This window comes from Belliella baltica DSM 15883 (assembly GCF_000265405.1).
In the GTDB taxonomy this organism is placed as follows: Bacteria; Bacteroidota; Bacteroidia; order Cytophagales; family Cyclobacteriaceae; genus Belliella; species Belliella baltica.
The window spans coordinates 137,747-151,428 of the sequence record NC_018010.1 but is presented as its reverse complement, the minus strand read 5'-3'; the positions used below and the strand labels follow the sequence as shown (position 1 = coordinate 151,428).

Here is a 13,682-nt window from a genome sequence, read left to right as displayed (position 1 = left end):
ATAATCATTTGTCCTCTTTAAAAACAGGCGCTTTTTTATAAGGAAGAACGATCGTATTATCCCAATTTGCGATTACTTTATGGATGTTAAATTCGTTGAGAGAAGAAGTTTCTACAATATGCCATTTTGAATTTTCATCAGATCCTACCGCGATCAAATGCCCTTCTGTAGTCACCGTTCCTCCAGGTACTTTGCTTATGGTGACTATTGGAATCAAAACGTGAGTTTCTAGTTTGGTTTTCGCTTGCTCAATATCTTGTTTGATTTTATATCCCTGAAGGACGATACCTTTTGCTCTTTGATTGTCATGAATTTTTGAAAGTGTAGCCTTCATACTTTCTCTCCCTCCAGCTTGCTCAATCAAGTCTGGTAAAGTCAAATTCAGGAGAGTTTCATAATCATCACACATTTTGGCAGTAAAATATGCTTCTGTAGCATCAAGGGCTCCTTGTTCAGTTTGGCTATAGCCTAGTAGATTTGTTGAAAAGCTTATTATAAGTATTGACAATAGATGTAAAGTTAGTCTCATTGCTTAAAAGAGTTTTTAGATTGGTTCAGATTTTAAATCTAGGAAAAGATCTAGAAAATTATCAATTCTCCATTTCATTTTTATTTTCTATTTTTTGATTTGAAAAACAAATGATTTTTTTGTTGATAATATGATCAATTAATCCTTCAAAAAGTAAGTGGGGATATTAATTGACTTGCATTTTTTTGAATAGTAAGTTTTCACAAAACTTGGATGATTATAAACTCCAACAAAAATTCTATACATTTACAAATCAAAACCTTCCTATATTTGAAGCGTAAATACCCTTTGTGAAATCATTTATCAAAATATCACTCTTAGTTTTCTATGTGTTTTTCAACGCAGGGCTGAGCTATTCAATGCATTTTTGAGGTGACGACTTCCAAAGAGTAAATGTTTTTGCGGAATATAAAACCTGTTGTGAATCTCCTGAACCAATGCAAGGTTGTTGTGGTGATGTTTCAAGTTTAGAACTTCCAAATACTGATCAACAGATTTCTGATATTTTAGATTTTCATGCTTTAGGTATTGATTTTGTATTTCCGAATTTCCAGACTGAAATATCAACCTACGAAATTGCAATAGCTGATCAAACAGCTTTTGCTGACTCTTCACCTCCAAAATTTCACAACGCCTCGATTTATATTTTTTGTCAAGCTTTTTTGATTTGATACTCTTCTTGTTGCATTAACATAATGCATAAGGGATCAAAATTGGAGTATTCATTTCCAAAAGTGTAAACTTTTAAGTTTTGAAAGAAGCAATTTGAAGTTTCCAATTCAGCTCTTATCTTCTTATTTGCGATTTGATCCTTCGTTAAAATATCAATAAATTTCAAGTAGGTTAGGTCAAAGCTTAGATTTCGATGATTTCCCTTTGTCCTATTTAAGGGATTTAATCGCTAAACTCAGTTAAGAGTTTGAATTATCCCGATACATATTTCAATTATATTTTACGAAGTATAATTCAACTTTATTTCACTTCCCTTATTTCTCCGAAGGTATATATTAATCTTATTTCACGAAGTATATTATATAAAAAGTACACAATCAAACTTAAAAATATGAAAACCAACCAATATCTAGTCATCCTTTTCTCATTCATCATCCTTTCTTGTTCTTCAAATAAAGAAGAGGGGAAAGTAGAGGATTCAAATGGACACGCACATCATGACCATGCAGCAACATCAGAACCAGCTACCTCTAAGAGTCCTAGGACTTCGGCTATGGCTAATATCGGTTCTAATCACGTTCATTTGGACTATTCTGCTCCGAGTGTTAGAGGACGGCAAGTATTTGGAGGCTTAGTGGCTTTAAATGAGGTTTGGGTTACGGGAGCACATTCAGCCACCAATATTTCTTTCAATGAAGATTTGATTATTGAGGGAGAATTGGTTTCAGCTGGAAAATATGCGCTATTTACAATACCAATGGAAACTGGCTGGACTGTTATCTTGAATTCAAATTATGACCAACATCTAGCTGATGATTATGATGAATCATTGGATGTGATAAGGTTTGAGACTGAAAATATCCAACCAGAAGAAATGGTTGAACAATTGAGATTTGACGTGATCCAATCAAGTTCAAAAAAAGGAGAATTGAAATTTAGTTGGGAAAACAAGGGCTTTGTTTTAAACCTAGAAACCAAAAATTAATCTGATTTATCTGAATTAAAGGCACTAGAGGAGTGAATGCTTTCTTGAAGGGCTATATCTAACTTGAAAGCTTCCTCCTTAATTAATGCAATTAATTCGGGTACTTCTTCAGGATTTTGTTTTGGTTGTATGACTTCTAATATTCCCATAATATTAGCAAGTTTTGATCGCATCAAATGGGATTGATTGAATGTAAGTGTTTTTAAAAATTGGTTTTGTTTTTCCAAAATACCTTCTGATTTTTTCTTTTCTGAAACATCAAAAAAGCAACCAACCATGCTAGAAGCTTTTCCTTCATTGCTCCATTTGATGACTTTGCCATAACAAATCGTCCAGATTTCTTTGCCTGTAAGTGTTCTAACTCTCATTTCACTATGAAATGGGATTTTTCCAAAACTTGAAAAATGATCATTAAGCTGTAAAAGTACTTTTTGAAAATCTTGTTGATGAATATGTTTCTTCCATTTCACCTCATTTTTTCTCTTGATTTCATAATCGTATCCAAGCATTGTTCTCAAGGAAACACTGAGAATATCAGTGTCATTCTCGATATCCCAAATCCAAAACCCAATTAAGTTATCTTCAAATAGGCCCTCCATGATTTCATTTTTGATTTGATGTTCATAAATGAAATCAGGGAATTCTATTGTTTTTTCATTATTTTTTAAAATATCATGTCCAATACCATTTATTGTGAATTCTTGATCAATTCCTCTATCAATTGAAAATTCCCAACGCGTCCAATGAAAGTCCGATCCATCTTCATTGATTTTTCTAAGATCCATTTTAAAATTTCTTTCTCCTTTTTCTAATGTTTTACTCAATAATCTTTGATAATTTAGAAAATCATTGGGAAACAAAATTTCACCAAAAACCTGTCCAATTAGCGAATTTTCAAATATTGACAATTGGCTATGGAATTTGGAATTAGTTTCCAAAACCCTATTACCCGAATCAAGGCTTATGAAATAAAAATAATTGGAAGTCAATATTGAAGATTTGTTATATCCAATCATATCTTTTGTGGTCTTCATGTTTCGAAAATAATACTTAAATTAATAAGATTTAAACAAAAAGCAAAAATATTTATTTGAAATGCATTTAAATGAATTTGAAAATAATTAATATAATAATTTCAATATGGAATTGACTCATCCTCTTAACAGAATAGAATTTGGTTCTCCTGAAAATTTAGGAAACGTTTTATCTTTATCAGAAGCCAATGAATTGTTGACTGATTGGGTAAAAAATGAAAAGCTGCTTTTTCATATGAAACAAGTTGGACATTTGATGAAGCGCTTTGCTGAGCTCAAGAATTATGATAAAGGACAACAACACATGTGGCATTTGGCTGGATTACTTCATGATGCTGATTGGGATCAATGGCCTGATGAACATTGTAAAAAGATAATAGAAGAATTGGAGTTCAGGAAAATTGATCCAAGAATTATAAAAGCTATAGCAAGTCATGGGCCTCGGTATTTTGGTGTAAACCCTGATTCAGAGATGGATAAAATGCTTTATGCTTTTGATGAATTATCTGGCTTTATCCATGCTTACTCGCTGATGAGGCCACAGGGGTATGAAGGGATGGAAATCAAAGGCGTCAAAAAGCGGTTGAAAGACAAAAGCTTTGCAGCGCAAGTGAGTAGGGATGATATTTCTGATGCATCCGAAAGATCTGGGATTTCAGTAGAAGAATTGATACAATTCGTAATTGAAAATCAGCTAAGAGGATAAAAAAACAGGGACTATTCGTCCCTGTTTTCTTCATATTGTTTAAGTTCTATTTCTTCTTGGTTTTCATCGAAAGTATGCTCTTCCAGAGGTTTATTTACATTTCTCAGTTCTTCACGTCTTTCTTGTTCTGCTTTTACTTCACTGAGTGGTTTTAAGTTTGCTCCTGGTTGAGGGAGTAATTCTTCATCATCTTTTTCATAAGGAAAGATTTCCACAATTGGACTTTCTGTGACTTCTGGTACCCTGAAAGTCACAAGCATATTGTTCAAACTCTCAAATATTCTTTCGTAAGCTTCTTTCACATCGTGCGCCGTCACAAGCATGAATTGGGTTACTTTTTTCTCTTTCCCACTATCAGCATCCGTCACTATGTATGTGATTTTACATTTATGCCAAATGTCAATATCTTCATAAAAGAAAACATCCACAATATTACTTTTACTGATATTGGTCACTTGAAAATCACCTCGAATTACAGAACCTAGCATATCATATATTCTAGCCTCGGCTTCTGTAAATGAAACAGCATCTACTAAATATTGCTCTGATACATTTTTAAGTAAACCTTCTTCATTTTCTTTGGCGTACTTTACCTTACACAAGAACCAAACTCTCATATTTTCAATTTTTATTTTGTTTGCGAAGGTAAGGTTAATTGGCATAAGCCACAATCAATTGCTGGAATTCTGATTTCCTTTTTTTAAATGCTAAAACTTGATGATAGATTGCGTAAAGTTGCCCAAATTACGATAGAGCTTGATTCTCTATAAAAAATAAGTGTATATTACTTTTGAAATTCAGCTTATGTGGAATAATATATATTATAGTTTTCCTATTCAACTTTTCTTTCTTCATTTGAAGAAAAATATCCCGCTTCTTTTGCTATGGGCAATCTTATTATTGATCATTTTGGAAAAATTTGGCACTGTCTTAGGGATTCCCTTCTTGTTTCTAGATCCAGAATACCTAAATGAAGTTTCTTGGAAAGGATTTTTTTTGATGGGTGTAGCCTTTGGTGTATTTACCATGGCTTTTCATATGACAACCTATATTTTGGATGGCGCAAAGTTTAAGTTTCTAGCAGTTATTCCTCGCCCATTTATTCAGTATTGCATCAATAATGCCATCATTCCTCTAGTATTTTATATCGTCTATTTGTATAGATTTATAGGTTTCCAACTTGACAACGAACATGAGGATAGAATTGAGGTTTTTGAATATTTTTTAGGGTTTACTGGGGGTTCAATTTTAATATATGCGATCATTTTTAGCTACTTTGCATTTACGAACAAGGATTTGTTTGTGATTTTTGCTGATTCTGTTGAGAAAAGACTGCGAAAGACAAGGATCCCAAGGGCAAATATGCTCAGGAGAATCAAAGAGAGTAAAGAGACTAAGAACAAGGTTCTTTACTATTTAGATATAAGAAATGGTTTTGAACCCGTCAGGCTTGATTTAGCTAGATTCGAAGGGCATCAGCTTTTAAGGGTTTTTGATCAGAATCACCTGAATTTAATAATAATTCAATCAGTTTTGATCTTACTTATATTGTTTTTAGGTTTTTTTAGAGAATATCCTGTCCTACAGATTCCTGCTGCAATGAGTGCTACTTTGCTATTTGCTATCATCATGATGTTGATTGGAGCTTTGGCTTTTTGGTTACGAGAATGGCTAGCGCCGGTGATTATTATTTTCTTGTTGCTTTTTAATTTTCTATCAAAATCTCCTTTGTTGAATCGTCCGCATACCGCATTTGGTATGAATTATGACACTAAACCAGCTGTTTATAACTTAGAGAATCTACAAAATCTTTTGCATCCAGATAGTGTAGAAAAAGACAGGTCAAATACCATTCAAATCTTAGAAAACTGGAAGGCAAAGTTTCCATCTAAGACAGTACCTAGAATGATCTTTATCACGACAAGTGGAGGTGGTCAGAGGGCAGCACTTTGGACTCTCAATGTATTGCAACATGTAGAGAAAGCGAGTCAAGGCAAAGTTTTTAATCATACTCAAATGATTACTGGAGCTTCTGGGGGAGTTGTTGGCGCCGCATTTTTCCGAGAGCTCTATTTGAGACATCAAGAAGAACCAGGTATAAATTACCTCAACAAAGAATATTTACATCAAATTTCCTCAGATAATCTCAATCCAATCATATTTACACTTTTGGTCAATGATTTATTTATTAGAAATCAATATTACACATACAATGGTCGGGAATATTTACAGGATAGAGGTTTTGCATTCGAGAATCAATTAAATATCAACACCAAAGAAATTATGGATAAGCCTCTCAAGGCCTATTCAAAACCGGAGTACGAAAGCAAAATCCCAATGCTTCCAATTACCCCATTGATTACCAATGATGGGAGAAAACTCTACATCTCTCCGCATTCGATGTCTTATATGGGAATATCAGCTTCACGTTCAGAAGGAATTAATGAAAAAAGCCAAGGGATTGATTTTAGGAGGTTTTTTAAAGATCAAGATGCTGACAATCTTCGTTTTATAAGTGCCTTAAGAATGGGAGCAACATTTCCATTCATTACTCCACATATTCAATTACCATCGTTGCCTCAGATGGAAACAATGGATGCGGGATTGTCTGATAATTTTGGAATTCAAGATGCTTTGAGATTTATTTATGTGTTTCAAGATTGGATAAAAGAGAATACATCAGGAGTGACTCTAATTACCATACGAGATTCAGAAAAATTCACAGAAATAGATCAAAAAATTCTTCCAACTATTTTTCAAAAATTGTCAATTCCTTTAAAGAATATTTTAATCAATTGGGATAATATCCAAACGCTAAATAATGAGGTTTTATACAATCAGTTCAAGGAAAGTATGGAGTTTGATATTGAGAAGATTGAGTTTGAATATTCTACAAGTGAATTTCTTAGGGATAGAGGATTGACAGATTCTGTGGGTACCGTAAATCCCGCCGCTCAAGAAATTCAAAGAGCTTCTCTCAATTGGAGATTGACAGCCCGAGAAAAGGTGTCAATAATTGATAATATCAAAAGTTTTCAAAATCAAGCTGCCCTTCAAAGTGTAAGAAATATAGAATTTCTCAAACCAAAGGAAGATTGATCTAATCTACTTCAATTTCAGCTTCGAATTTTTCAAGTGCCTCTGGTTTGCCGACGGCATAGATAATATCACCCAATTTTAATTTTTCATCCCCTGTGATTTCGGAGATTGTTTTATTTTTTCTTTTGATTGCTACGATGTTTACTCCATAGTTATCTCGAATTCTTGCTTCTTTCATAGGTTTATTTATCAAATCGCCTGAATCCTTCTCTACTTTCAAGCTTACAAAATTGATATCAGGTAAATCAACCCTAAACTTAGAATTGATCTCGGTGGAAAGATTTCTAAACATCTCGTACTTATGAGATCGGACTTCTATGGTAAAGTCATCAATGTCATGCTTCGGTACCAAATATTTATCCAAAACTCTCGTAAAGATCTCTATGGATGTCTCAAACTCTTCAGGAATCACTTCATTTGCTCCAAGTTTGAGGTTTGCTTCCATTTCTCCTAAGTACCTTGTTCGAACTATGATGTATGGATTTTGGGTGATCAATCTAATTGCTGATATGATTCTTTTGGTTGCTTCAGGATTTGAAATTGCAATTACAGCTACCCTCGCTTTATGAATATTGACATGTTCTAAAACGGCACTATTGGCAGCATCGCCAAACATGATTGGTTCACCTTTTACTGACTCTTCTTTGACTGTTTCAGGATTAGTTTCAATGATGGAATATGGAATATTTGCTGATTTTGCTGCTTTTGAGAGATTTCTACCATTAAGCCCATATCCTATTATGACCAAATGATCTTTTAACTCCTTGGTTTCCAAAAGTACATTTGGAATATTTTCATTCCCAAATTTTCTATTTAACCTGCTTGGTAAGGGTAAATTTAATATTCCACAGGCGATCGTCTCCCTTTTTTTCAAAACGAAAGGAGTGATTGTCATTGTCAAGATGGATATAGCTAAAAAATATTGATAAGTAGAAGGATCGAGTAAATTATATTTCAATCCCTCTTTAGCCAAAAGCAAAGAAAACTCCCCAACTTGGAAAATAGAAAATGCTACCATAAAAGCTTCCTTAAATCCTTGGCCAATGGCTCTCACGGATATAGCTACTACTACAAATTTCACTACAAAAGTCAGTGCAGTAAGTCCAAATATTATTAGAAGATGCTCGTACAGAAATGAGATGTCAAACAACATCCCCACTGAGACAAAGAAAAAACTCAGAAATATTTCTCTAAATGGAAGTATTTTACCCGTGGCATGATGACTGTAATCAGATTCACTTATAATTAAGCCCGCTAAGAATGCTCCCAAACCAAGAGATAATCCTAAAAGCGAAGTGACATAGGCAACCGCAAAGCATGTAAGAATTATGCTCAGTAAGAAGAGCTCTTCACTACGTGTTTTGGTTACTCTATATAATAAATGTGGAATAATATATTTCGCTGTGACTATGGTAAGCAAGATCACCAAAGCTCCCTTCAAAGCTAAAAATAAAAGAGAAAGCAATACGTTATCCGATTCGCCAGCAAGCATGGGGGTGAAGAGCATTAATGGTACAATAATGACATCTTGAAAGATCAAAATTGCAAGCGTAGTTCTCCCTGGAATCGTATTAACCTGACCATATTCTTGAAGCAACTTGAGTACGATGGCAGTACTACTTAAAGCAAAGAGAAACCCAAAAAATACTGCCACATTCCAATCAAAGCCAAAACTATATGTGAGTAAAGTTGTGATCCCAATTGTCAAACCGACTTGCAAAGACCCTCCGATGAAGACAGCTTTTTTGATGGATAGGAGACTTTTTAATGAAAACTCCATCCCGATCACAAAAAGCAAAAGAATCACTCCAATTTCAGAAAGGACTTCTACAGCAGTAGATGCATTGACCAAAGAAAGCCCATAGGGACCTGCAATTGCACCTGTAAATAAAAACCCAATAATAGTAGGGATTTTCAATCTCATAAAGAGCAGGATTACCAAAGTAGCCAAACCGAAAATGACTACAATATCTGATAAAAGTGGGATCTCTACATTGGCAAGCGTGAAGTAATTCATAAAAACAGATTAATTTTCAATAATACGGATGATAAAAATACATCTTTCAAGAGTCTTAACCCAGATAAATTAAAATGCATTTCTGTAATTACAGAAAGTCTAGATTATTTGCCTTGAGAAAATAAGAGACATTAATTAATAAGCAAACCCAAATCGCTTGTAAATGAATGACATCAACCAAGCTGGGCCTATTAACAGAAATTGAATATCTTTTAAAAAAGAAGGCTTCTTCCCTTCAATCTTATGCCCATAAAATTGGAATATCCAAGCAGCAATAAAAATAGCAATCGAAATCACCCAAAGTGGAATTGGAGAAATCAAGTAAATAAAATTAGCAAGTGCCAAGCAAATAGCTGAAAAGAAAAACATGCCTAAGGCTAAAGGCGGTGAGATGGATACGTAATAAAAAAGGATTATAATTAATGTGATAGTTGCCCAATTAGCAAAACTTTCTAGGAATGGTAAAAAGTTCTCAAGTATCCCCGCAGGAATGCTAAAAATTAAGCCTACGATGCTAAAAAAGATAGCAGGCACACAAATCCAGTGAATGGTTTTATTAGTTTGATTTTGGTGACTTAGTCCATATTCGTGAAGTAAAGCATCAATTTTTCTCATCGAAGTATCCTTTTTGAGTTGAGGGTTGGAATATCAGGATTAAATTAATAAATAGTCTTCAATTATCTTTAAAAATAATCTAAATAATGCTGAGTTACTGGGAGCGAGAACATTTTCTGAAATACGATTTAATAGTAGCAGGTGCTGGAATTGTGGGGTTATCTGTTGCAGTGCAATACGCAATCAAATATCCTGAAAAGAAGGTATTGGTGTTGGAAAGAGGTCTTTTTCCAAGTGGAGCGAGTACCAAAAATGCAGGCTTTGCCTGTTTTGGGAGTTTGACAGAGATTCTCGATGATCTAAATTATCTGTCTGAAATAGAGGTGTCTGATTTGGTGAAAAAGAGATTCAAAGGTTTAAATTCGATTAGAGAATTTTTTGGAGATGAATCACTCGGATATCAAGCCACTGGAGGTTATGAACTCATTACTGAAAATGAAATCGATGCGCTATCTGAAATCGATCGAATCAACCAATTACTCTCTCCTATTTTTCAAAGGAATGTATTTGAAGTTTTTAATGATATCAAAGCTTATGGGTTTGGTCCTAAAGTTAGATCTATTGTCAAGAATCATTTTGAAGGTGAATTGGATTCAGGAATGTTTTTGGATTCACTTTGGAAAAAATCACAATCATTAGGTATAAAAATTCTTACTGGAGCAAACGTAAAAGCACTTGATCTATTTGAAAGAACAATAAGTGTAGAAAGCCCATTACCAGAGAATACTCCAGTTACTTTTCAAGCTGAACAAATAGCAATTTGTACAAATGCATTTACAAAAATCATAGTTCCTGATTTGGATATCAAACCTGGACGTGGATTGATTTTGGTGAGCAAACCATTAGAAAAAGAATTACCATGGTCTGGCTCTTTTCATTACGATAAGGGGTATGTCTATTTCAGAAAAGTCTATGGAAATAGACTGTTGATTGGTGGAGGTAGAAATATAGATTTTGAAGGGGAGCAAACAGATCAATTTGAAATCAATCCAAAGATCAAATCTTATCTTTTTGATTTAATCGAAAAAGAGATTTTACCCAATCAAAAATTTAGTTTAGAAATGGAATGGACTGGCATCATGGCTTTTGGAAAGACGAAGCAGCCTATCATCAAGATGATTGCAGAAGATGTCTGCGTTGGGGTGAGATTAGGAGGAATGGGAGTTGCGATTGGATGGGAGACGGCCACCGAGATGGTTAGTCATTTTTAAGAAGTGAAAAGTTCCAAAATTTTATTAATTTCAAGCTTCTAAAAATCCCAAAAAGTATTTAATGGCCAAGATACGTAAAGAACCTACGATCCTCGAATCGATATTTCCCATTCTATTTTTAATTGTTCTCCTTGTAATCAATATTTGGATTTTTGGTACAGATGGCCTAGATGGTTCTAACCAGATGGTGCTTGTAATCTCCTCTGCTGTAGCTGCATTGGTCGCTGTTTTTAGACTGAATATCAAGTGGGAAGTCCTCCAAGATGGAGTTGTAAAAAGCATCAGTTCAGCCATGTCTAGTATATTGATTTTATTACTAATTGGCTCGTTGGCAGGGACATGGATGCTAAGTGGGATTGTTCCTGCGATGATTTATTACGGGCTACAAGTATTGAACCCAACGATTTTCTTGATTGCGGCTTGTCTGGTTAGTGCAGTAGTCTCGATAGCAACTGGTTCTAGTTGGACTACAGTGGCTACAGTAGGTGTAGCATTACTTGGAATAGGAAAAGCATTAGGATTTAGTGAAGGAATCATAGCAGGATCAATTATCTCTGGAGCATATTTTGGTGATAAGATGTCTCCTCTTTCAGATACGACTAACTTGGCACCAGCCATGGCAGGAACGGATTTGTTCACACATATTCGCCACATGACGAAGACCACAGTTCCATCAATTTTGATCACTTTGGTTATATTTGGAATCATAGGTTTTACATCTGGTGCAGAAGGTTCAGTAGATCAAGTTAAAGGTATTTCAAATGTAATTTCAGAAAAATTCAACATTACCGGTTGGTTATTTATAGTACCTCTAGTAGTGATTGGACTGATTATCAAAAAAGTACCTGCAGTTCCTGCTTTGTTGGTTGGAGCGTTGTTGGGAGGAGTTTTTGCTATTATTTTTCAACCTCAAATAATTTATACAATCGCTGGGGAAGAAGGAATGGGTTATGCCTACAACGCTTTCAAAGCTGTAATGATGGCGCTTTATGGAAGTATTAGTGTGATCACTTCAAATGACATTGTCAATGAACTTTTGATCACAGGTGGTATGTCAGGTATGCTTAATACGATTTGGTTGATTATTTGTGCCATGATTTTTGGTGGAATTATGGAAGAAAGTAAAATGCTTTCAGTATTGGCAGAAGCAGTAATTAGAAAAGTCCATTCAATAGGATCTCTTATTGCTTCAACTGCAGCTACCTGTATATTTTTCAATGTGACGACATCTGATCAATATTTGGCGATTTTAGTTCCAGGAAGAATGTATGCTGACATTTATAGAAAGAGAGGTTTGAAACCTGAGAATTTGAGTAGGACGCTAGAAGATAGCGCTACTGTAACTTCTGTCTTAGTTCCTTGGAATACTTGTGGTGCCACTCAGGCATCTGTTTTAGGTGTTGCCACTTTAACTTATGCGCCATATTGCTTTTTTAATATCATTAGTCCAATTATGACGATTTTGTTTGGTTACCTAAAACTGGGAATTAATTACTATTCAAAAGAAGAAATGATTGAGATCAAAAAGGAGTTTTCAGTATGATTTTAAAGAGTATCACAAAAGATCAAGTAAATGAATTAGAATTAGGTCAATTTGATGGTGAAATTGTCCTCGTGAATTCTATGGATCAAGTTCAGGAGGTTGTTGATGAACTTTCAATGCATGACTTGATTGGTTTTGATACTGAGACTAAGCCTGCATTTAGAAAAGGGGTTTATAATTACGTTTCTCTTCTTCAGCTTTCCACATCTGATGTGGCTTTCTTGATCAGACTGAATGAAATTGGCTTGCCAAAGGAAATTCAAAAAATCATGGAAGATCCAAGTGTGCTTAAGATAGGGGCTGCAGTATTAGATGATTTGAGAGCACTAAGAAAGCATGCGGAAGACTTTACACCAGCAAGTTTTTTTGATTTAAACGATCAATTGAAAAAAGTTGGGTTCCAAAATATAGGTGTTAGAAACCTTGCTGCAATGGTTTTGGAAATAAGGATTTCCAAATCAGAACAAGTTTCAAACTGGGAAGCACCCACACTCACAGAAAAACAAATGCTTTATGCAGCAACAGATGCCTGGGTATGTTTAGAGATTTATAAGAAATTGCAGTATCAAGGTTATTTAGACGAGTTGTTTAATCGCTAATCTCTTTTGCCTGCTCAATTTCGCTTATTTTGATCTTAAAAAGATCATAAACTCCTTCTCTCACAAGTAAATGTATATTGCAAGTGTTGTCAAATGATTGATCAATGATTTCTAAATCAAGATCTTTTACAAGCCGCATCACATCATTCATAGCCAAATAATCAAATTCTATAATCACTTTTTTCTTGACTCTCGCTTTGACGATTTCATTGTTTTCAATGGCCACAGCAGCAGCGGTCTTGTAGGCAGTAATCAATCCACCAACACCAAGTTTTGTTCCACCAAAATATCTAATTACTACAATCAAGGTGTTTGTTAATTCTTTTGATCTAATTTGACCTAGGATTGGGTCTCCTGCTGAGTGATTGGGCTCGCCATCATCATTCGCACGATATTGATCTTTATTTTTTCCCAAAATATATGCGTAGCAATGATGTCTTGCGTCATAGTATTGTTTTCTGAGACCTTCTAAAATTTCTTTCACCTCTTCTTCATCAATTACGGGATAGGCAAATGCCAAAAATTTACTCCCTTTTTCTTTATAAAGTCCTTCAGATTTTCTCGATAAGGTAAGATAGGTGTCTTCCATAATTTTTGACCACTTGAGGATGATGTGGTTTTCTCTATTTCCTAGAATTTATCCAAAAATAACAAAATAGAAATTTTCTTCTG

Annotated in this window: 12 protein-coding genes and 1 pseudogene; 7 read left to right on the top strand and 6 right to left on the bottom strand. The window is 34.5% G+C overall.

Features of this window, described 5'->3' with window-relative positions; translation table 11 throughout:
• Positions 1-4: 4 nt before the first annotated feature.
• A complete protein-coding gene (locus BELBA_RS00700; RefSeq protein WP_169315096.1) occupies positions 5-508 on the bottom strand; it encodes a hypothetical protein in 504 nt (167 codons plus the stop codon).
• 311 nt (positions 509-819) lie between these two features.
• Here BELBA_RS00700 and BELBA_RS20440 point away from each other — a divergent pair.
• Together BELBA_RS20440 and BELBA_RS00685 are read left to right on the top strand one after the other, a co-directional pair.
• A pseudogene (locus BELBA_RS20440) lies at positions 820-1,200 on the top strand (HYC_CC_PP family protein).
• 392 nt (positions 1,201-1,592) lie between these two features.
• Positions 1,593-2,186 (top strand): DUF2911 domain-containing protein, encoded by a 594-nt coding sequence (locus BELBA_RS00685; protein ID WP_014770828.1) that lies wholly within the window; start codon positions 1,593-1,595, stop codon positions 2,184-2,186.
• Here BELBA_RS00685 and BELBA_RS00680 read toward each other — a convergent pair.
• Positions 2,183-3,220 carry a PAS domain-containing protein gene (locus BELBA_RS00680; RefSeq protein ID WP_245531110.1) on the bottom strand — a complete coding sequence of 346 codons (1,038 nt, stop codon included), beginning with the start codon at positions 3,218-3,220 and terminating at the stop codon, positions 2,183-2,185. The two genes, BELBA_RS00685 and BELBA_RS00680, sit on opposite strands and share 4 nt — an antisense overlap.
• Before the next feature lie 106 nt (positions 3,221-3,326).
• On the opposite strand from BELBA_RS00680, the gene BELBA_RS00675 reads away from it, so the two are divergent.
• The gene (locus tag BELBA_RS00675; RefSeq protein WP_014770826.1) at positions 3,327-3,926 is read left to right on the top strand and encodes a hydrolase; all 600 of its coding nucleotides are present in this window, start codon (positions 3,327-3,329) and stop codon (positions 3,924-3,926) included.
• 11 nt (positions 3,927-3,937) lie between these two features.
• Here BELBA_RS00675 and BELBA_RS00670 read toward each other — a convergent pair whose 3' ends face one another.
• Positions 3,938-4,543, bottom strand: coding sequence for a DUF4494 domain-containing protein (locus BELBA_RS00670; RefSeq protein WP_014770825.1), 606 nt, complete (start codon positions 4,541-4,543; stop codon positions 3,938-3,940).
• Between the two features lie 187 nt (positions 4,544-4,730).
• On the opposite strand from BELBA_RS00670, the gene BELBA_RS00665 reads away from it, so the two are divergent.
• On the top strand, positions 4,731-7,025 hold the full coding sequence (locus tag BELBA_RS00665) for a patatin-like phospholipase family protein (RefSeq protein WP_014770824.1): 2,295 nt from the start codon (positions 4,731-4,733) through the stop codon (positions 7,023-7,025).
• A 1-nt stretch (position 7,026) separates the two neighbouring features.
• Here the strand turns inward: BELBA_RS00665 and BELBA_RS00660 are convergent, their stop codons facing one another.
• Positions 7,027-9,042, bottom strand: a complete 2,016-nt coding sequence (locus BELBA_RS00660; protein ID WP_014770823.1) for a monovalent cation:proton antiporter family protein — start codon at positions 9,040-9,042, stop codon at positions 7,027-7,029.
• A 135-nt stretch (positions 9,043-9,177) separates the two neighbouring features.
• Positions 9,178-9,657 (bottom strand): Mpo1 family 2-hydroxy fatty acid dioxygenase, encoded by a 480-nt coding sequence (locus BELBA_RS00655; RefSeq protein WP_014770822.1) that lies wholly within the window; start codon positions 9,655-9,657, stop codon positions 9,178-9,180.
• 86 nt (positions 9,658-9,743) lie between these two features.
• On the opposite strand from BELBA_RS00655, the gene BELBA_RS00650 reads away from it, so the two are divergent.
• From BELBA_RS00650 to BELBA_RS00640, 3 genes are all read left to right on the top strand, one after another.
• Positions 9,744-10,868 (top strand): NAD(P)/FAD-dependent oxidoreductase, encoded by a 1,125-nt coding sequence (locus tag BELBA_RS00650; RefSeq protein WP_014770821.1) that lies wholly within the window; start codon positions 9,744-9,746, stop codon positions 10,866-10,868.
• A gap of 61 nt (positions 10,869-10,929) precedes the next feature.
• Positions 10,930-12,411 carry a Na+/H+ antiporter NhaC gene (gene nhaC, locus BELBA_RS00645; protein ID WP_014770820.1) on the top strand — a complete coding sequence of 494 codons (1,482 nt, stop codon included), beginning with the start codon at positions 10,930-10,932 and terminating at the stop codon, positions 12,409-12,411.
• On the top strand, positions 12,408-13,010 hold the full coding sequence (locus BELBA_RS00640; protein ID WP_014770819.1) for a 3'-5' exonuclease: 603 nt from the start codon (positions 12,408-12,410) through the stop codon (positions 13,008-13,010). Before nhaC ends, BELBA_RS00640 begins: the two co-directional genes overlap by 4 nt.
• Here BELBA_RS00640 and BELBA_RS00635 read toward each other — a convergent pair.
• A complete protein-coding gene (locus BELBA_RS00635) occupies positions 13,000-13,599 on the bottom strand; it encodes an IMPACT family protein (protein WP_014770818.1) in 600 nt (199 codons plus the stop codon). The two genes, BELBA_RS00640 and BELBA_RS00635, sit on opposite strands and share 11 nt — an antisense overlap.
• Positions 13,600-13,682: the final 83 nt, after the last annotated feature.

What these genes read in the sequence shown, in the direction of transcription:
- BELBA_RS00675 (WP_014770826.1), top strand. Translation starts at nt 3,327, where the DNA reads ATGGAATTGACTCATCCTCTTAACAGAATAGAATTTGGTTCTCCTGAA.
- BELBA_RS00665 (WP_014770824.1), top strand. Translation starts at nt 4,731, where the DNA reads ATGTGGAATAATATATATTATAGTTTTCCTATTCAACTTTTCTTTCTT.
- BELBA_RS00635 (WP_014770818.1), bottom strand. Translation starts at nt 13,599, where the DNA reads ATGGAAGACACCTATCTTACCTTATCGAGAAAATCTGAAGGACTTTAT.
- nhaC (WP_014770820.1), top strand. Translation starts at nt 10,930, where the DNA reads ATGGCCAAGATACGTAAAGAACCTACGATCCTCGAATCGATATTTCCC.
- BELBA_RS00660 (WP_014770823.1), bottom strand. Translation starts at nt 9,042, where the DNA reads ATGAATTACTTCACGCTTGCCAATGTAGAGATCCCACTTTTATCAGAT.
- BELBA_RS00650 (WP_014770821.1), top strand. Translation starts at nt 9,744, where the DNA reads ATGCTGAGTTACTGGGAGCGAGAACATTTTCTGAAATACGATTTAATA.
- BELBA_RS00640 (WP_014770819.1), top strand. Translation starts at nt 12,408, where the DNA reads ATGATTTTAAAGAGTATCACAAAAGATCAAGTAAATGAATTAGAATTA.
- BELBA_RS00680 (WP_245531110.1), bottom strand. Translation starts at nt 3,220, where the DNA reads ATGAAGACCACAAAAGATATGATTGGATATAACAAATCTTCAATATTG.
- BELBA_RS00655 (WP_014770822.1), bottom strand. Translation starts at nt 9,657, where the DNA reads ATGAGAAAAATTGATGCTTTACTTCACGAATATGGACTAAGTCACCAA.
- BELBA_RS00685 (WP_014770828.1), top strand. Translation starts at nt 1,593, where the DNA reads ATGAAAACCAACCAATATCTAGTCATCCTTTTCTCATTCATCATCCTT.
- BELBA_RS00670 (WP_014770825.1), bottom strand. Translation starts at nt 4,543, where the DNA reads ATGAGAGTTTGGTTCTTGTGTAAGGTAAAGTACGCCAAAGAAAATGAA.